This window comes from uncultured Hymenobacter sp. (assembly GCF_964243305.1).
GTDB lineage: Bacteria > Bacteroidota > Bacteroidia > Cytophagales > Hymenobacteraceae > Hymenobacter.
Genome location: NZ_CAXTEF010000016.1, coordinates 52029 through 70265, shown reverse-complemented (window position 1 = coordinate 70265; position 18237 = coordinate 52029). Strand labels below are relative to the sequence as shown.

Genomic DNA, 18237 nt, shown 5'->3' with positions numbered 1-18237 from the left:
TATATCGTTCACGCGCGGACTCGCAGAGTCCACGCTACACCGCCACCGCCTTTAACAGCGCCGCTACCGCATCATCGGCCGTGATGTTCTCCGCCTCGGCGTTGAAATTCAGCAGCACCCGGTGGCGCAGCACCGGCGGCGCCAGCGTCCGAATATCGTCCAGCGTGGCGGCGAAGCGGCCGTGAAGTAAGGCCCGCGCCTTGGCGCATAATATCAGCGCCTGCCCGGCCCGCGGGCCCGCGCCCCAGCGCCCGTAGTCCTGAATGAACTTCACTTCCGACGTGGCTGGCCGCGTGGCCCGCACCAGCCGGTTCACGAAATCCATCAGCTCCGGGCTCAGGCTGACCTGCCGCACCAGCGCCTGCAACTCCCGGATATCGGCCCCGCCCAGCACGGGCCGCACCTGCTGGCCGGCCGCGCCGGTCGTGCCGCGCAGCACGGCCAGCTCTTCAGCCGCCGTGGGGTAGCCGATGCGCACGTAGAGCAAGAAGCGGTCGAGCTGCGCCTCGGGCAGGGGGTAGGTGCCGGATTGCTCAATCGGGTTCTGGGTGGCGAGCAGAAAAAACGGCTTAGGCAGCGCGTGCTCCTGCCCGGCGTAAGTCACGTGGCCTTCCTGCATGGCTTCGAGCAGCGCGGCCTGCGTCTTGGGCGGCGTGCGGTTGATTTCGTCGGCCAACACCAGGCTGGCGAAGATGGGCCCCGGATTAAACTTAAACGAGCGGTGCCCGGTGCCGTGGTCTTCCTCCAGCACCTCGGTGCCGAGAATGTCGGTCGGCATCAAATCCGGCGTGAACTGAATGCGCCGAAACGGCAAATCGGTGGCGGCGGCCAAGGTGCGAACGAGCAGCGTCTTAGCCAGGCCCGGCACGCCCTCCAGCAGGGCGTGGCCGCCGGCCAGCAGCGCCACGAGCACTTCTTCCAGCACCGTTTCCTGCCCCACGATGACCTTGCCGATTTCGGCTTTGAGGACGGGCAGCCTGGCGAGCAGGGCGTTGATTTCTTGTTCGGTCAAGAGAAAAGATGAGAAGTTGTAGGCAAAATCAAATAAATTAATGTCTGATATTTATCATACACTTGCTTGATGGTGAAGTGGTTATGATGGTGATTAATGAATTTTTAAAGTCCTTTGAGCAAACATTTAGATTAGGTGTACTCACGATACCAGGCCGTACTTCGCTGGGCATTTAACCCTATGTCCTCTTCACTTGCTATCATGCACTACCTCAAATCTACCATTCGCTTCCTAGTAGTCGCCTTTTCAGTAGCCGCCTCAGCGCGACAGGCTGCCGCGCAAGCTTCTGCCGAGCCGCCGGCTGGGCAGGAAGCTGCTGCGGTTCAACCTCGCCGAAACGCCATACGGCTGGACATGGGCAGTGTATACGGAACGAATTTCCTCTACCAATTCGATGGACACAGCGGATTCCTGTTTCCGGTACTGGCTTCCTACGAGCGGCAGGTTAGCAGGCAATTCAGTGGGGTAATTGAAGGGTTGGTAAATGGCGGCGAACCCGCTGAGCGCCGGGCAGGAGTAACGGTGCAGGGACGTTACTACTACCTGCCCCGGCAGCCCAAAGCTTCGCTGACCGGCTTCTATGTGGCGCCGATGCTCAGCTACCGAACTCTGGTAGCCAATAGAAGCTACCTCATCGCAAGGCAGCGTTTCGGAGGGGTAGGGGCGCTGGCCGGCTGGCAGGCAACGCCGCGGCCTCAGTCACGTGTATTTATCGACGTTGCATTGGGCGTTACGAAGTGGCAGAAGTTGGGAGCGGGGACAGCCAGTGACCCCAACAATACCATCTATCCCCGCTCGCAGACCTATTACGAAAGACGTCAGGTCGTCCTCGATGGCCGCCTGGGCGTAGGGGTCCGGTTTTAAGTTGTGAGCGCATACAGCAGAATATTGACCCCAAACTTGGTGTTGTCCTCGGCCAGAAAGCGCTTGTTGCGGAAGTCGTAGTCCCACTCGCAGCCGTAGTCTTTGTTGGAGTAGAGCACGCCCAGCCGGCCCTTGATTTCGATGCCCTTGAGGTAGTCGTGCACGAGGTCGTCGCCCCAGCCGTTCAGCTCGAAGCCGGTGTTGGGCGGGCCGTCCCGGAAGGTGAAAAACTGCGAGTAAATCGGGTGCGTCCGGGGCAGCTTTTTCAGGGCGCCGGCGCCGAAGCACTGCTGCATCTGCTCCTCGAAGGAGCGGGCGAACAAGCCGTCGATGTCGTGGTTGCAATCGTCCACGAACACGAAGCCGCCGTTGCGCACGTACTGGGTGAAGTTCTTTTTCTCGGCCGCCGAAAACTGCACCAGCCGGTGCCCCGACAGGTAGCAGAAAGGGTAGCCGAACAGCTCCGGGCTATCCAGGGCCACGACCTTTTCCTGGGCCACGACCGGCACCGTCGTGTACTGCACCAGCGAGTGCAGCAGGTTGGCCGGCATCCGCTCGTCCACGGCGTCCCAGTCGCCGGAGTGGTATTTGAGGCGCACAAACGTGAAGGCGGCGGGCACGGGCGGAGGGGGGGGGTAGGGATTTTCGGGAGTGCGGCAAAAGTACGCTTGGCGCTGCTGGCTGGCATCTGAAAATAAACGGGGTGTTTGGGCGTTGGCTTAAAAACCAGCCGTAATTCGCTAAAGCACAGCCGCTCTTCTGGTTAGCTGAGCCGCAACTTTTCGGGCCGCGCCGGGCTTAACAAGCAAGCGCTGGTACCACGGCCCGCGGCTATCAGCGTTCCGAACCTGCGCCAGCTTCTATCCCCAGCTCCCATTATCCCTATTCCTTTTTCGCTTTTATCCCATGAAAAAACTCCTCATCATCGTCCTGCTGAGCCTGTCGCTGGCGCCGCTGGCGCAGGCGCAGTTTGGCATCAAAGGCGGCGTAAACGTGGCCGAGCTGCGCGGCCGCGACGGCGAAAGCTCCTCTTATAAAACCTTCTACCACGCCGGCATTTTCTACCAGGCCAACATCCTCGGCCCGCTCGCTATTCAGCCCGAAATTCAGTATTCGGTGGCCGGCGGCAACCTCAAATCAGCCTTCAGCGACTACGACAACAAGCTGCACTACTTCACCGTGCCGGTGCTGGCCAAGCTCACCCTGGGTCCCGTCTTCGTGGAGGCCGGCCCGCAGTTCGGCGTGCTGCTCAGCGCCGACCAGAACGGCCGGCTGCAAGTCGGCCTCGCCCCCGACGGCACGCCGGCCTACGGCAACGTATCGCGCCCGGCCACGGGCAGCTTCAGGCGCGGTGACTTCAGTCTTGTGGGCGGCGCGGGCCTTAAGCTCGGCAGCCTCTCGCTCGGCGGGCGCCTCGTCGCGGGCCTCAACGACATCAATGATGTCGATAACCTCGCCGGCATCAACGACCCGCGTTTGCAAAACCGCGTATTTCAGGCCTATGTGTCGTTGCAATTGGGGAATTAGCAAAGAGGTAAAAAAAGAAGATGAATAATACAGAGAAATTGCGATATTCGCTCTGTATTTCTTATCTCCTTTTTTTATGAAAAGAGTTATTCTACTGCTCGGCGTCGCGCTGGGCTGGGCAACAACTAGTCAGGCGCAAACTTCTGGCGGTGCTCGGTTGGGTTTGAAAGGTGGCGTCTCTGTTTCTACCCTCGATGGTACGCTCAATGCCACACCGCTTGCACGTGCCGATTTTGTAGCGGGTTCCATGCTAAGGTTGAAACCTTCTGGACAAGGCTTTACGGTGCAGCTCGAAGCTCTTTTGAGCGGGCAAGGTGCCAACTTGGAGACTTCAAGCTCTACGGAAGCTTATAAGCTTTATTACCTGAATGTGCCATTGCTGCTCCGGCAATATATTGGCCGTAGGTTCTACGTGAATGTGGGGCCGCAACTGGGTTTGTTTCTGGGCTCCAGCAAAGGAGAATATAAGCCTGTGGAGGGAGCTGTAGTGGGTGGTTTAGGCCTGGAAACACCCAGCGGTTTTGTGGTGGATGTGCGTTTAAATTACGGACTATCAGATATTATCAAGGACCCAGCTGAGCGGGCTTTTCGTGACCAGGTAGGTATTGGGGGTATGCACAATCGAGCGGGACAAGTCACTGCTGGCTACTTGTTTGGAAAGAAGTGACCCGAAGCATTGTCCTTGATTGCACCGAAAGAAGCCCCGTATTCTGGTTAGGATACGGGGCTTCTTTCGTAGCTAACATCCTTTCTACACGGCGTCCGACAAGCTGGTAAAGGTGAAGTCGCGAATCTTGAGCGGCGGCACCAGGTTGCCGGCCAGGCGCACGGGCCGGCCAATGGCTTCGAGGTTGTTGAGCATGATGACGGGGCTCTCGTTGAAGCGGAAGTTCTTGACCGGAAACTTGATGGCGCCGTTCTCGATGTAGAACGTGCCGTCGCGCGTCAGGCCCGTGTACAAGAGCGTTTGCGGGTCAACCGGGCGAATGTACCACAGGCGGGTGACGAGAATGCCCTTGGCGGTGCCTTTGATGAGGTCGGCCGTGCTTTGGGTGCCGCCTTCCATAATCCAGCCGTTGGGCGGCGGCAGGTCCGGGATGCTGGCTTTCTGGGCCCAGAACCGGCTGGAATACAAGTTCTTCACCACGCCTTTCTCAATCCAGGTCGTGCGCTTTTGCGGACGGCCATCATTGGCAAAAACGAGGTCGGGAATCTCGGCGTTGAAAGGGTCGGAGTAGATGGTCACGCGCTCGTCGAAGAGCTTTTCGCCCTTGCGGTTGCCGCCGCCTTTCTTGCTCAGAAACGAGCGGCCTTCATCGGCCGAGCGGGCGTCGAGGCTCTGCATGAGCGCGGCCATGAGCGAGGTATCAACGTTGGAAACCAGTGCATTCGGCTCCATAATAACGGTATACTTGCCCGGCTCAATGGCCCGCGCCTTCACCGAGGACGCTGCCTTGTCGGCCGCTACTTTGGTCAGGCGCGCGGCGTCAAATTTGGCGGCGTCGGTGTAGTCGGCCGCGGCGTAGCCCGAGCCGGTGCCGTCGGGTGTGCGCACGGTCACGCTGAACTCGACGTTGCTGTAGGGCTGGTAGGCTTCCAGGCCTTTGGAGTTGCGCTTGGCCACAAAGCCGGCCTGATCTTCCAAAAAAGCGGCCGAGCTGACCTTGCGCTGGTCGCAGAGGCTGGTGCTGGCGCTCATCTGCCGGGCGCGGTAGTCGGGGTCGATGGCGGCGGTGCTGGCGGCAAAGGCCTTGCCGCCGTCCTGGTACTGCTGGGCGCCGAGTAGCGGCATGTACTCCGGCGACTCTGGCGCGAGCCGGGCAATTTCCTCGGCCCGCTGCACGCAGCGCCGCAGCGTGGCCTCGTCAAACTCGTTGCAGGTCGCCACGCCGCTGCGCTTGCCGAAGCGCGATTCGACGGCCAGCGACACGTTGTCGAGGGCGCCGGCGGTGCTGAAGGTGTTGCGCGCCGAACGCACGTTGCCGCCGGTGCGGCCGTTGAGCGTGGCCTCGCACTCGTCGGCCGTGCTAAAGCTGAGCACCTTTTTGAGGATGGTCTGTGCGTCGTCTTTCGATAAAATGGGCATGGGTTGATGGGCTGATTTATGAATGTGCTAATGGGCCGTGCCGGCGAAACCTCACCCCCCTACCCCCTCTTTTTTGGAGAGGGGGTAGGGGGGTGAGGTGCGCCCGTTAGCCAATCTTGCGGGCCGTGTTAATCACGTTGACGCCGTTGAAGCGCGTCGTTGAAGAGCCGTGGCTCACGGCGGAGCTTTGCGAGGGCTGCCCCTTGCCATCGTTGAAGGCGCCGAAAAAGCGATAATCGGACTCGTCGCAGATGGCGGCGCAGGAGTTCCAGAACTCCTGGGTGTTGGCCTGGTAGGCCACGTCTTCCAGCATCCCGGTTATCTTGCCCTGCTCGATGGCGTAGAACACCTGTCCGCCAAACTGGAAGTTATAGCGCTGCTGGTCAATGCTGAACGAGCCATTGCCGGCGATGTAGATGCCCTTATCCACGTTCTTGACCAGCTCATCGACGCTGAGCTTGGCCCGGCCCGGCTGCAAGCTCACGTTGGGCATCCGCTGGAACTGCACGTCGGCCCACGACTGCGAGTAGCAGCAGCCATCCGACTCGTTCTGGCCCACCATATGGGCCTGGTCGCGGATTTTCTGGTAGTCGACCAGCATCCCATCTTTAATCAAATCCCAGCGCTTGGTTTTCACGCCCTCGTCATCATAGCCCACGGCGCCGAGCGAGGCAGTCTGGGTTTTATCAGCCACGAGGTTGACGATTTTAGAGCCGTAGGGCAGCTTTTTGGCTTTCCAATCGAGCGTGGCGAAGCTGGTGCCGGCGAAGTTGGCCTCGTAGCCGAGCACGCGGTCCAGCTCGGTGGGGTGGCCTACGCTCTCGTGAATGGTCAGGCCCAGGTGGTGCGGGTCGAGCACGAGGTCGTACTTGCCCGGCACCACTGATTTAGCCGTGAGCTTCTGCCTGACCTGCTTGGCGGCGGCGGTCACGTCCTCCAGCATGTCGTAGGAGTATTTATAACCCACTATATCCGAGCCGGCGGGGCCGGCTACCTTGTCGGCGGCCTGCGCCGAGAGGTATTCGTAGCCCAGGCCCATCGGCGAGCTGAGTGCCTGCCGCGAGCGGAACTTGCCCGAAGCGCGGTCGATGGCCGTGACGCTGAAGGTGGGATAAATCCGGTGAATATCCTGGTCGATGTAGGAGCCGTCGGTGGAGGCGAAATACTTCTGCTCGTTTACTTGAAACAGGACCGAGTTGATAAATGACACGCCGCCCTCCAAGGCCTTGGCATTCACGGCCAAGAGCAGGTCCACCTTGTCTTTAATCGGCACCTCGAACGCATTCTGCTTGATGGGCGCCTTCCAGCTCACCTCGCCAAAGCCCTTCTGCGGGGCCAGCTTAACCTGCTCTTTCTGCACTTTGGCGTTGGCCTTGGCAATCTGCACGGCCAGCTGCGCGGCCTTGGCCAGGCCGGCTTCCGTCACGGAGTTGGTAGCCGCGAAGCCCCAGGTGCCGCCCGCGATGACGCGCACGCCCGCGCCGTAGCTTTCGGTGCTGGCGATGTTCTGCACCTGCTTTTCGCGGGTGAAGATGCCTTGGTTGAGGTAGCGGCCGATGCGCACGTCGGCGTAAGTGGCGCCGGCCGTTTTGGCGGCGTTGAGGGCTGCGTCGGCCAGGCGCTTTTTCAGCACGGTGTCGGCGCCGGGCTCCAGCAGGCGGGCGGGGTCCACGGCGGTGCCAGCGGCCAGGCCGGGCAGGGAGGGTAGGAAAAGAGCGCCGGCTGCCAGGCCGGTCAGTCCCACAAAGTCGCGTCGTTGCATAAAAGGTGAGGGGGTAGGGAACAGGATTTAGTTGAACTAAACGTGGCGCGGGGCTTTGCCCCGTGCCGGTTAGTGGCGGGCCTCCGGGCCTCGGAACACTATACTTGGAATGATGCACTGACGCTTCCGGCCGGCGCAACCCGGCCAGAGGCCGGCGACTAGGCGGCACGGGGCAGAGCCCCGCGCCAATGCTATCGGCCTACACGGCGTCCGACAAGCTGGTGAAGGTGAAGTCGCGAATCTTGAGCGGCGGCACCAGGTTGCCGGCCAGGCGCACGGGCCGGCCAATGGCTTCGAGGTTGTTGAGCATGATGACGGGGCTCTCGTTGAAGCGGAAGTTCTTGACCGGAAACTTGATGGCGCCGTTCTCGATGTAGAACGTGCCGTCGCGCGTCAGGCCCGTGTACAAGAGCGTTTGCGGGTCAACCGGGCGAATGTACCACAGGCGGGTGACGAGAATGCCCTTGGCGGTGCCTTTGATGAGGTCGGCCGTGCTTTGGGTGCCGCCTTCCATAATCCAGCCGTTGGGCGGCGGCAGGTCCGGGATGCTGGCTTTCTGGGTCCAGAAGCGCGAGGCGTAGAGGTTTTTCACTACCCCCTTTTCCACCCACGTCGTCTTGCCCTGCGGGCGGCCGTCGTCGGCAAAAGTGAGGCTGGCAACTTCGGCGTGGAGCGGGTCGGAGTAGATGGTCACGCGCTCGTCGAACACCTTCTCGCCCTTCTTGCTGCCGCCGCCCTTTTTGCTCAGAAACGAGCGGCCCTCATCGGCGGCGCGGGCGTCCATGCTGCGCATCATGTTGCTGAGTAAATCCACGGCCGCCGCCGGCTCCAGAATGACGGTGTACTTGCCCGGCTCGATGGCCTTGGCCTTGACCGAGGCGGCGGCTTTGTCGGCCGCCACTTTAGTCAGGCGGGCGGCGTCGAACTTAGCCAGGTCCGTGTAGTTGGCGATGGCGTAGCCCGAGCCCGTGCCGTCGGGCGTGCGCACGGTGATGGAGAAATCCAGGTTCGTGACCTGTTGATAAGCCTCCAGCCCTTTGCTGTTGCGCTTGGCCACGAAGCCCGCCGAGTCGTTGAAGAAGCCGGCCGACGAGAGCTTGCGCGCCTCGCACAAGGCCATGCTGGCGCCCATCTGCGCGGCGCGGTAGTCGGGCGTGATGGCGGCCGTGCGCGCCGCAAACGCGGCCGGCGACGCCTGGTACTGCTGGGCGCCGAGCAGCGGCACGTACTCCGGGCTTTCGGGCGCGAGCCGGGCAATTTCCTCGGCCCGCTGCACGCAGCGCCGCAAGGTGGCCTCGTCAAACTCGTTGCAGGTCGCCACGCCGCTGCGCTTGCCGAAGCGCGACTGGACCGCCAGAGACACGTTATCGGCGGTGCCGGCGGTGCTGATGGTGTTGCGCGCCGAGCGCACGTTGCCCTCGACGCTGCCGGTGAGCGTGGCCTCGCACTCGTCGGCCGTGCTGAAGCCAAGCACTTTTTTGAGGATATTCTGAGCGTCGGTTTGGGAAAGAATAGGCATGGGCGGAATGGAGGGGGGTAGGGAACAAACTCCCCTCCTTTTTTAAGGAGGGGATGTTTCAGCGCAGCTGAAACGGAGGTGGTGCGCGTCGTGGAACCGAAGGACAGCGGAGCTAACGACTTCAGCGACAAACAGGGGGGTAGGGAAGTAGCGGGAAGTAATCGTTCTGACCCTGTTCAATGACGGGCACCACCCCGGTTGCCACTGCGCGGCAACGTCCCCTCCTTAAAAAAGGAGGGGAGTCGGGCCGTTTATCAGCCAATCTTGCGGGCCGTGTTAATCACGTTGACGCCATTAAAGCGCGTGGTGGCCGAGCCGTGGCTCACGGCCGACACCTGCGAGGGCTGCCCCTTGCCGTCGAAGAACGAGCCGAACAGGCGGTAATCGGACTCGTCGCAGATGGCGGCGCAGGAGTTCCAGAACTCCTGGGTGTTGGCCTGGTAGGCCACGTCTTCCAGCATCCCGGTTATCTTGCCCTGCTCGATGGCGTAGAACACCTGTCCGCCAAACTGGAAGTTATAGCGCTGCTGGTCAATGCTGAACGAGCCATTGCCGGCGATGTAGATGCCCTTATCCACGTTCTTGACCAGCTCATCGACGCTGAGCTTGGCCCGGCCCGGCTGCAAGCTCACGTTGGGCATCCGCTGGAACTGCACCGAGTTCCAGGAGTCGGCGTAGCAGCAGCCGTCCGATTCGGTTTGGTTCAGGATGTGGGCTTGGTCGCGGATTTTCTGATAGTCCACCAGCATTCCTTCCTTAATGAGGTCCCAGCGCTTGGTCTTGACGCCCTCGTCATCGTAGCCCACCGCGCCCAGCGAGCCGGGCTGGAGCTTGTCGGCCACGATGTTGACCAGCTTCGAGCCGTAGGGCAGCTTTTTGGCTTTCCAGTCCAAGGTGGCAAACGAGGTGCCGGCATAGTTGGCTTCGTAGCCGAGCACGCGGTCCAGCTCGGTGGGGTGGCCCACGCTCTCGTGAATGGTCAGGCCCAGGTGATTGGGGTCGAGCACGAGGTCGTATTTACCGGCCAGCACCGACTTGGCGGTGAGCTTCTGCTTAACCTGCCGGGCGGCCAGGGCGGCATCGGCCAGCAGGTCGTAGGAGTTGCGGTAGCCGGTGAGGCCGGTGCCGGCTGGCCCGGCGACCTTGTCGGCGGCCTGGGGGGAGAGATACTCGTAGCCCAGGCCCATCGGCGAGCTGAGCGCGTCGCGGGTGCGGAACTTGCCGCTGGCCCGGTCGATGGCCGTGACGCTGAACGTGGGCCAGATGCGGTGCACGTCCTGGTCGATGTAGGAGCCATCGGTGGAGGCAAAGTACTTCTGCTCATTGATTTGGAAGAGCGAGGAGTTGACGAACGAGGCGCCGTTGTCGAGGGCCTGGGCGTTGGCGGCCAGCAGCAGCTCCACTTTCTGCGCCACGGGCACGGTGAAGGCATTTTGCTTAATCGGCGTCTGCCAGCTCACCTCGCCGAAGCCCTTTTGCGGGGCCAGCACCACTTTTTCCCGCTGCACCTTGGCATTGGCCTTGGCAATCTGCACGGCCAGCTGCGCGGTTTTGGCCAGGCTGGCTTCCGTCACCGAGTTGGTGGCCGCGAAGCCCCAGGTGCCGCCCGCCAGCACCCGCACCCCGGCGCCGTAGCTTTCGCCGCTGGCAATGTTCTGGACCTGCTTTTCGCGGGTGAAGATGCTCTGATTCAGGTAGCGGCCGATGCGCACGTCGGCGTAGGTGGCGCCGGCGGTTTTGGCAGCATTGAGGGCGGCATCGGCCAGGCGCTTTTTCAGCACGGTGTCGGCGCCGGGCACCAGCAGGCGGGCGGGGTCCACGGGCGAGCCGCTGAGGCTGGGGAAAGCGGGCAAAAACAGCGTGCCGGCGGCCAGACTGGTCAGGCTCACAAAGTCGCGTCGTTTCAAAGCAGGAGCGGGGGTAGGAATTTTAGCAGTATTGCCAGCTGAATTGTAAAGATGAAGATAAATCCTCACCGCCGCAAAGACCAGCGGCCCCGCGCAACGTTGCGCCGGGGCCGCTGGTGGCTGATGCGAAAAGATTGACGCCGCCGCGCCGGGCGGCTTGGGCGGCGCGGGGGGGGTAGGGAATGGCCGCCGCCCCTGGCCGGCGCTCCGGGCTCAGGCCAGCAGCGTGACGGTGAACGTGGAGCCCACGCCGGGTTGGCTTTGCACCTGGATGGTGCCGCCGGCATTATCCACGATTTTCTTGACCATGTAGAGGCCGATGCCGGAGCCCTCGACGTGGTCGTGCAGGCGCTGAAACATGACGAACAGCTTGGCTTGCTGGGTTTCATCCAGGCCCAGGCCGTTGTCCTGCACTTCCAGTACCACCCCGCCCGAAGCCTGACTTTCGCCCTGGCCCTGGCTGCCGGGAAGGGGGTAGGCGCGCAGCTCGACTACGGGCAGGCGGCCGGGATGGCCGTATTTGACGGCGTTGCTGAGCAGGTTGTAGATGATGCTGCGTAGGTTTTTAGGGGCAAATAAAACCTGGGGGCAGGCCGCTACCTCCACCGTGAGCCGGGCGCCGGCGGCGACCAGCACCGAGGCCAAATCCAGGCGCACGTCCTCGACCAGGGCGGCCAAATCGACGGCTTCGGCGGGCTGGGCCTGCTGAAGCCGCGAGACGTCGGTGAGCTGGGCGATGGTGAGCTGAAAGCGCTCAATAGCGCCCTGCATCATGGCCAGCACCGGCTGCACCGCCCCGGCCCGCTGGGTTGCAGCCGGCAATTGCTCGCGCAGCACGTGCAGCAGGCCCTCGATGTTGGTGATGGGCGCCTTGAGGTCGTGGGAGGCGGTGTAGATGAAGTTGTCCAAATCCACGTTGGCGCGGGTGAGCTGCTGGTTAGCGGCCGTCAGCGCCTGAGCCTGGGCCTGGGCCTGCTGCCCGCTTTGCTCGACCACGCGGCGGGCCCGCACCTGGTCGGTGACTTCGTGGGCGAAAACCATTACCCCATCCACGGCGCCGGCCGCGTTGTGGCGGGCCTGGTAGGTGAAGGTCCAGTAGATTTCTTCCAGCGGGCCGCCTTCGTGGCGGGCCATCATCAGCGGCAGCTCCTGGGCCACGTAGGGCTCGCCGGTCTGATACACCCGGCGAAACAGTTCCGGAATGGGCGTGCCCGCCAACTCGGGCAACGCCACCAGCAAGGGTTTGCCCCGCAGCTCCCGGCCGGGAAAAATCTGCTGGTAGGCCGGGTTGACTAACTCAAACACCAGCTCCGGGCCGTCGAGGATGACGATGGGAGCCGGCGCTTCCAGGAACAGCTGGTGCAGCAGCTGGCTCTGGCGGGTGGCCTCCTGCTTGCTCTGCACCTGCTCGCTTACGTCGTAGGCAAACGTGGAAATGCCCACAATCTGGCCGTTTTCGCGGTAGGCCTGATAGGTAAAGGTGTAGTAGTGGTCTTCGGGTGGGCGGGCGCCGGGGGTTATCGTGAGCGGCACCTCGTGGCCGAAGTAGGTTTCGCCAGTCTTATATACCTTATCCAGCAACGCCACGATTCCCTGGGGCACAATTTCGGGCAGGGCCTCGGCCACGGGACGGCCCAGCAGCTGGCGGTCCGGGAAAAAGTCCTGGTAAGCTTGGTTAACGTACTCATAGCGGTGAGTCGGCCCGCGCTGAATGCAGATGGCGGCCGGCGTCCGCTCGAAGACCTGGTAAAGCGTTTCGCGCTCCTGGGTCTGACGCCGGGCGGCGGCCATCGCCTCGGTTTGCAGGGTGTCGGCCCGTTGCCGGTCGCGCACCTGCCCGGTGGTATCGAAGGCAAAGACCACCACGCCGTCAATCTGCCCATGCTCGTCGTAGCGCGGCTGCTGCACGTAGTTGAAGTACCTATTCTCCAGCGGAGCCCCGGCGTGGCGGGCCACGGGAATGAGCATGTTCTGCTCCTCGTGGGTTTGGCCGGTCTGGTACACCCGCTGCAAGCTGCGCCACGCCGCGTGGTTGGTCAGCTCGGGCAGGGCGGCCAGCAGGGGCTGGCCTTGCAGGTCCCGGCCGGGAAACAGCCGCTGGTAGCCGGGATTGACCAGCTCGAAGACCAGCTCGGGCCCATCAAGGATGCAGATGGCGGCCGGGGCCTGCATGAACAGGCGCTCCAGGCGCTCGCGCTGCCGCTCGGTTTCGGCGCGGGCGGCCAGGGCCTCGGTCGTGCGGGCCGCCACGCGGGTTTCCAGCTCCTGGTTGAGCTGGCGCAGCTGCTGCTGGGTGCGGGTCAGCTCAGCATTGCTGGCCAGAAACTCTTCATTGGTGGCGCGCAGCTCCTCGTTGGTGGCGGCCAGCTCCTCGTTGAGGTCCTGCACCTGCTGGCGGCCGTACTCCACCTGCCGGCGCGTCCGCACCTGGGCCGTGACCTCGTAGGCAAAAACGAGGATGCCGTTGATGGCCCCGCTCAACTCGCGCGTGGCCTGGTAGATAAAGTTGTAGTAGTTCTGGCCCAGCTCCTGGTCGCCGGTGTTGGCGTGGTCGAGCTGCACGAGCATTTCCTGGGCGTAGAACGTCTCGCCGGTCTGGTACACCTTATCCAGCAAGCTGAAAATAGGCTGGCCGGCCAGCTCCGGCATGGCCTCGCGGATGGGCCGCCCCAGCAGCGGCCGTTGGCCCACCAGTTGCTGGTAAGGCGGATTGACAAGGCTAAACACGTGCGCCGGGCCCTGAAAAAGGCAAATCAGGGCCGGGGCCTGCATCAGCACCTCGTGCACTTGCTGGCGCTGCCGCTCGGCGTCGGCGCGGGCGGCGGCGGCGGCTTGGCTGCGGGCCAGTTCGGCATCGGCCCGCACCTGCCCGGTGATATTGGTGACGGTGTGGATGATGTGCCGCACCTGCCCCTGCGCATCGAGCACGGGCGTATTGCTCGTCAGCCAGTGCTGCTGCCCGACCCGGCCGGGCGCGGCCGGGTCGGGCAGGTCGTAGTGCGGTGGGGCCATTTCGTGGGGCTGGCCCGTGGCCAGCACCTGGGCCAGGGAGGCGCGCAGGTTGCGCTGGCCGTGCGCTTCGGGGGCAGCCGGGTTGTCCGGAAATACCTCGAACAGGTAGCGGCCGAGCAGGCGCTCGCGGGCCATGAGCGTGCTAGCCACGTAGGCGTCGCTGGCCGCCTCGATTATCAACTCGGGCGAGAGCAGCAGGTAGGCCCCAGGCAGAGCATTAAAAACCGGGAGCAGCGTGGAGAAATCAGGTGCGGAAGCAGCAGGCATGAACGGCGGAAAGCAAGGCAAAAAGCAGAACGAGCCGACTGTGGCGCCGGTCAGCGGCGGGCGGCAAAGCTCAGGGGAGGGGGTAGGGCGCCGGGCTAACCATCAGCTTTGCTCCGGCGCCCTACCCCCCCCCGCTCGGCTGAGCTAAGGTACGCGGCGCCTCGCGGCCCGAAAAGTGGCGTGCTTTCCCTCAAAACGCCTTTAACCCCCCAGGTGGCGCTGCCAGGCCGGAAGTAGAGGAGGCCGCCGTTTTCTATCCAGTTTTTTCTTCGCGAAGTTATTTAAATTAAAATGCGTCGGGGCGCCGCGTGGTGAAAAAACAAGTTTGACCACGATGCTTCAGCGGGCAATAGTTCGGCGCGTGGTCCGCGCTTTTGAGCGTTTAAAGGTGCTTTCGGTCAGGCCCGCCGCCCGACTTAGTGAAGTGAAGCTGGCTACGAGAATTTGCATAATGCCTTGATTCTGCAAATAAATAAGGGAGGAGTGCAAGCCGAACGGTAGCAGCTCCTACATTTGTAAGCATATAGCTATGGCATAACCTCATGTCCTTTCCCAAACTGCTTATGACTTCATTTTTCCTTTTCTCACGCCGGTCCGGGCGCAACAGCCAAGCTGGCAGTTGTGGCGTGCTACTGGGGCTGGCCCTGGGGTTGCCTCTGCTGGTGCGGGCCCAAACCACCATTGTTAACTATGACTTCAACTCGGCGGCGGCCTACCCCGCCGCGCCTGCCACGACGGCGCCCGGCGTCACCTCGGCCGCGAACGGCTCGCAGCCGTTTGCCCCGGCTCCGGGCGCGGTCACGGGCGCGGGGGCCTTCGCGGCCAACCCTACGGCCGGCAACGCCCTGAACATGGCCAACTCCAGCGGCACCGGCAAGTATTTCGAGTTTAGCCTCGGAGGTGCCGATTTGCCCAAGTATTCGGCTTTCAAGCTCTACCTGCAAAGCCAGCGCTCTGGCACTGGGGCCACGACGCTCACCCTGCAATACAGCGTGAACGGGGGCGCCTACATGGCCGTCGAGGAGGCAGTTGCCCCCGGCACCGGCAGCTTCGCGGAAGGCAGCTTTGACTTGTCGGGTCAGCCAGCTTTAAACAGGCCAGGTAGCCTGACGTTCCGGCTGCTGGCCAGTGGCGGGACCTCCACGAGCGGCACACTACGCCTCGACAACTTCCAGGTGCAGGCCGTCAACACCGTTGACCCGACCATCACCAGTCTGGCGCCCAACCCGGTGGAGGCAGGCTCGCCAGGGTTTGCGCTCACGGTAGGGGGTAGGAATTTTCAGGACGGCGCGGTCGTGATGTTCAACGGCTCGAATCTGGTCACTGCCTACGTCTCCGCCACCTCCCTCACGGCGCAGGTGCCCGCCGCCGCCATTGCCACGGCCGGCAATTATGCGGTGACGGTGACCAACCCGGCCGGCGGCGCCACCTCGCCCGCCTTTCCATTCGGCGTGACGCCCGCCCTGCCACGCTGGACCGGCGCGGCCCGCACCGGCAGCTGGTTCGACGCCGGCAACTGGAGCCTCGGCCGGGTGCCCGGCAGCGGCGATGAGGTGCTGCTCGACCACCGCTTCGTGGCCGGTCCCTATACCGTCAGCCTCGACCAGAATATAGCGGTCGGCGTCAAATCGTTGACAATTAATCCGGGCGCGGGCGACTCCATTTTTGTGCTGGTGCCGGTTAGCAATACGATGACTCCATCCCTGATACTAACCAATTCGGGCACCGGGGTGACAGCCTTAGCAATTCATAGCAAGGGAGTTATCACCAACGCTAGTGGGGCTGCTTCCGGGACAGGTGTTGATGTTACCGGCTCCGGTCCTGTTGCCTTTATCTATAACGGCGGCAGCTACCGCCACGCCAGCCGAACCAGCCACGCCAGGGTGGCCGAAAATCTAAGCGCAGTAGCGGGTACCGAGTTCGGCATTTTCGACTTTCGGCCGCCAGCCGGGTCAAACGCGTCTACTACACTTTCTGCTTCCGGACGCACGTACGGCACTTTGGTTTTGCGTTCGCGTCCGGGTGCTGGGAACACCTATAGCTACGCAGGGTCAGGTAATGCGCTTACAATACAGGGCAATCTAATTATTGGTGCTGGCGTCAGGTTTACGACCACGCTAAGCAATGACTTGCGTCTGCTGGGTGATTTAAAATCACAAGGCACTCTGCAAATGAGGCCTTCCAATAACTCGCTTGTTAGTCAGTTGGTATTGGCGGGTACCGAGCCGCAGACTATCAGTGGCACTATCACGCTCGATCCAACGGTCGGACTGGCCCTCAATAACTCCGCGGGCGTGCTCCTCGCTACTCCCCTGCGGCTCGACGGCCCCCTGACGCTGACTAGCGGCGCGCTCACCACCAGCGCCGCCAACCTGCTCACGCTCGGCAGCACGGCCAGCCTTCCGCAGAGCAGCAGCACCAGCTTCATCAATGGCCCGCTGGCCCGGCAAACAGCCGCCGGCGCCGTGAGCAACCTGGTATTTCCCACCGGCAGCGGCCTGTCCTACCGCCCCGTCGTGCTCAACGCCACCGCCCAGGATGCCAGCACATACCTGGTTGCGCAGCGCGAAGGCCCCGCCCCGGACCGCACTAAGCTGCTGGCCACCACCGCCTTGCCAGCCCTCACGCACGTGTCGGGCGCGCGCTCCTTTTCCATCACCTCTACGCCGACGGTCAACAACTTCAGCGGCACCGTCACGCTCAGCTTCGGGCCCGATGACCAGGTGAACGAGCCCGAGCATCCGGGCCTGACGGTGGGCAAGAACAGCGGCGCCGGCTGGGAAAACATCGGCCGCTCCAGAGTAGCTATCACCATGCCCGCGCCCGTGGGCGGCTACGCCAGCGGTACTATCACGTCGGGCACATTCACGTCGTTCAGCGACTTTGCCCTGGCCCGCACCAACGCGGAAGCCGCCATCAACCCGCTGCCCGTCACGCTCGCCAGCTTCGGGGCCCGCCGCCAGCGGGCCGACGTGCAGCTGAGCTGGACCACAGCTTCGGAGCTGAACAGTAAGCACTTTGAGGTGCAGCGCAGCTCGGATGGCCGCTTGTTTAGCACCATCACCACCGTCGCCGGCCACGGCACCACCAGCCAGGCGCAGCACTATGCGGTGCTCGACCGCGCCGCGCCCGCCGCCGCACTCTATTACCGTCTGGTCCAACTGGATAAGGATGGCAGGGCTGCCTTTGGCCCGGTCGTGGCGCTGGCTCCTGCCGCGGGTAGTTCGCTTGCCCTCACGTTGACTCTGTATCCCAACCCCGCTCACGACCGCCTGAGTGTGCCCGCTCCCGCCGGCACCATCGTGCACGTGCTCGACCTCACTGGCCGCATCCTCCAAACTACTTCTCTACCCCCCTCCGGCGAGCTGATGCTGCCGGGGCTGCCCGCCGGCGCTTACCTGCTGCGCACGGCCGATGGCCGGGTCTGGCGCTTTGGTAAGGAATAGGGGGTAGGGAGGCGATGTAAAGCAAAAAAGCCTCGTGCATTCCGCACGAGGCTTTTTTTATAGAGCTTAATAAGCTGGCCGAGGCTTGTTCTTGCAGCCTGGCCCGGAAGCTGACTTACACCGAAAAGCTTTCGCCGCAGCCGCAGGAGCGGGAAGCGTTGGGATTATTAAACTGAAAGCCTTTACCATTGAGGCCGTCCGAGAAATCCAGCTCGGTGCCGGCCAGGTACAGGAATGATTTCATGTCCACGACCACCCGCACCCCTTTGTCCTCAAACTCCTGGTCCATCGGCCGCACCTCGTTGTCGAAATCCAGCTTGTAGCTTAATCCCGAGCAGCCGCCGCCCGCCACCGAGGCCCGCAGGCGGTAAGTGCTGTCCAGCTCGGCGTCGCGCATCAGGTGCTCAACTTTGAGCTTGGCTTTATCAGAGACAGTTATCATGATTTTCTAGCGTGGGTATTCGGTGTCGGCGGGATAACAATTGGTCAGGAAGAAGGATTCAGCACCACGCTGAAGACAGTGAGGGTGCTCTGGTCACGGCCAGAAAAGAGCTTATCCAGCGCCTCATACACGTTGTGAGCCCGGAAATAGGAGGTTTGCAGCTCCCGCTCGCCACGGGCGCGCCACTGCACGGTGCAGGCACTATCACTGTCGCGAAAACGCTGGACATAAACCAGCATCTTTCGCAGTCAGTCGAGGCAGTCGTAACCTAGTTCGTAGCGAAATAGAAAGCTTTGCACGTGACGCGAATTGGCGGTTATTAAACCCAATCGCGTTTGCTGGTCGATTTGCCGAAAATCAACCAACAATTAGCTTTGGGCCAATCCTAAATGC

The 18237-nt window shown here is 62.5% G+C and carries 13 protein-coding genes; 4 read left to right on the top strand and 9 right to left on the bottom strand.

The window, feature by feature from the left end; all coding sequences use genetic code 11:
* Positions 1-34: 34 nt before the first annotated feature.
* Positions 35-1012, bottom strand: a complete 978-nt coding sequence (locus tag ACFE70_RS11225; protein WP_375417833.1) for an AAA family ATPase — start codon at positions 1010-1012, stop codon at positions 35-37.
* Between the two features lie 201 nt (positions 1013-1213).
* On the opposite strand from ACFE70_RS11225, the gene ACFE70_RS11220 reads away from it, so the two are divergent.
* Positions 1214-1876, top strand: a complete 663-nt coding sequence (locus ACFE70_RS11220; protein ID WP_375417832.1) for a hypothetical protein — start codon at positions 1214-1216, stop codon at positions 1874-1876.
* Here the strand turns inward: ACFE70_RS11220 and ACFE70_RS11215 are convergent.
* The gene (locus ACFE70_RS11215; RefSeq protein WP_375417831.1) at positions 1873-2496 is read right to left on the bottom strand and encodes a DUF4159 domain-containing protein; all 624 of its coding nucleotides are present in this window, start codon (positions 2494-2496) and stop codon (positions 1873-1875) included. The two genes, ACFE70_RS11220 and ACFE70_RS11215, sit on opposite strands and share 4 nt — an antisense overlap.
* 286 nt (positions 2497-2782) lie before the next feature.
* Between ACFE70_RS11215 and ACFE70_RS11210 the strand changes: the two genes are divergently transcribed.
* On the top strand, positions 2783-3403 hold the full coding sequence (locus ACFE70_RS11210) for a porin family protein (RefSeq protein ID WP_375417830.1): 621 nt from the start codon (positions 2783-2785) through the stop codon (positions 3401-3403).
* A gap of 76 nt (positions 3404-3479) precedes the next feature.
* Positions 3480-4070, top strand: coding sequence for a porin family protein (locus tag ACFE70_RS11205; RefSeq protein WP_375417829.1), 591 nt, complete (start codon positions 3480-3482; stop codon positions 4068-4070).
* 84 nt (positions 4071-4154) lie between these two features.
* Here the strand turns inward: ACFE70_RS11205 and ACFE70_RS11200 are convergent, their stop codons facing one another.
* From ACFE70_RS11200 to ACFE70_RS11180, 5 genes are all read right to left on the bottom strand, one after another.
* Complete coding sequence (locus tag ACFE70_RS11200; protein WP_375417828.1) at positions 4155-5489, bottom strand: TldD/PmbA family protein; 1335 nt, start codon at positions 5487-5489, stop codon at positions 4155-4157.
* 106 nt (positions 5490-5595) lie between these two features.
* Positions 5596-7251 (bottom strand): TldD/PmbA family protein, encoded by a 1656-nt coding sequence (locus tag ACFE70_RS11195; RefSeq protein ID WP_375417827.1) that lies wholly within the window; start codon positions 7249-7251, stop codon positions 5596-5598.
* Positions 7252-7450: 199 nt separating this feature from the next.
* A complete protein-coding gene (locus tag ACFE70_RS11190) occupies positions 7451-8770 on the bottom strand; it encodes a TldD/PmbA family protein (protein ID WP_375417826.1) in 1320 nt (439 codons plus the stop codon).
* Between the two features lie 254 nt (positions 8771-9024).
* Positions 9025-10677 carry a TldD/PmbA family protein gene (locus tag ACFE70_RS11185; protein ID WP_375417825.1) on the bottom strand — a complete coding sequence of 551 codons (1653 nt, stop codon included), beginning with the start codon at positions 10675-10677 and terminating at the stop codon, positions 9025-9027.
* 213 nt (positions 10678-10890) lie between these two features.
* Positions 10891-13956, bottom strand: a complete 3066-nt coding sequence (locus ACFE70_RS11180; protein ID WP_375417824.1) for a PAS domain-containing protein — start codon at positions 13954-13956, stop codon at positions 10891-10893.
* Positions 13957-14519: 563 nt separating this feature from the next.
* On the opposite strand from ACFE70_RS11180, the gene ACFE70_RS11175 reads away from it, so the two are divergent.
* Positions 14520-17402, top strand: coding sequence for an IPT/TIG domain-containing protein (locus tag ACFE70_RS11175; RefSeq protein WP_375417823.1), 2883 nt, complete (start codon positions 14520-14522; stop codon positions 17400-17402).
* A gap of 115 nt (positions 17403-17517) precedes the next feature.
* Here ACFE70_RS11175 and ACFE70_RS11170 read toward each other — a convergent pair whose 3' ends face one another.
* Positions 17518-17844 carry a HesB/IscA family protein gene (locus ACFE70_RS11170; protein ID WP_375417822.1) on the bottom strand — a complete coding sequence of 109 codons (327 nt, stop codon included), beginning with the start codon at positions 17842-17844 and terminating at the stop codon, positions 17518-17520.
* A 44-nt stretch (positions 17845-17888) separates the two neighbouring features.
* Positions 17889-18083, bottom strand: coding sequence for a hypothetical protein (locus ACFE70_RS11165; RefSeq protein WP_375417821.1), 195 nt, complete (start codon positions 18081-18083; stop codon positions 17889-17891).
* Positions 18084-18237: the final 154 nt, after the last annotated feature.

What these genes read in the sequence shown, in the direction of transcription:
- ACFE70_RS11175 (WP_375417823.1), top strand. Translation starts at nt 14,520, where the DNA reads ATGACTTCATTTTTCCTTTTCTCACGCCGGTCCGGGCGCAACAGCCAA.
- ACFE70_RS11170 (WP_375417822.1), bottom strand. Translation starts at nt 17,844, where the DNA reads ATGATAACTGTCTCTGATAAAGCCAAGCTCAAAGTTGAGCACCTGATG.
- ACFE70_RS11165 (WP_375417821.1), bottom strand. Translation starts at nt 18,083, where the DNA reads ATGCTGGTTTATGTCCAGCGTTTTCGCGACAGTGATAGTGCCTGCACC.
- ACFE70_RS11180 (WP_375417824.1), bottom strand. Translation starts at nt 13,956, where the DNA reads ATGCCTGCTGCTTCCGCACCTGATTTCTCCACGCTGCTCCCGGTTTTT.
- ACFE70_RS11220 (WP_375417832.1), top strand. Translation starts at nt 1,214, where the DNA reads ATGCACTACCTCAAATCTACCATTCGCTTCCTAGTAGTCGCCTTTTCA.
- ACFE70_RS11210 (WP_375417830.1), top strand. Translation starts at nt 2,783, where the DNA reads ATGAAAAAACTCCTCATCATCGTCCTGCTGAGCCTGTCGCTGGCGCCG.
- ACFE70_RS11195 (WP_375417827.1), bottom strand. Translation starts at nt 7,251, where the DNA reads ATGCAACGACGCGACTTTGTGGGACTGACCGGCCTGGCAGCCGGCGCT.
- ACFE70_RS11190 (WP_375417826.1), bottom strand. Translation starts at nt 8,770, where the DNA reads ATGCCTATTCTTTCCCAAACCGACGCTCAGAATATCCTCAAAAAAGTG.
- ACFE70_RS11205 (WP_375417829.1), top strand. Translation starts at nt 3,480, where the DNA reads ATGAAAAGAGTTATTCTACTGCTCGGCGTCGCGCTGGGCTGGGCAACA.
- ACFE70_RS11200 (WP_375417828.1), bottom strand. Translation starts at nt 5,489, where the DNA reads ATGCCCATTTTATCGAAAGACGACGCACAGACCATCCTCAAAAAGGTG.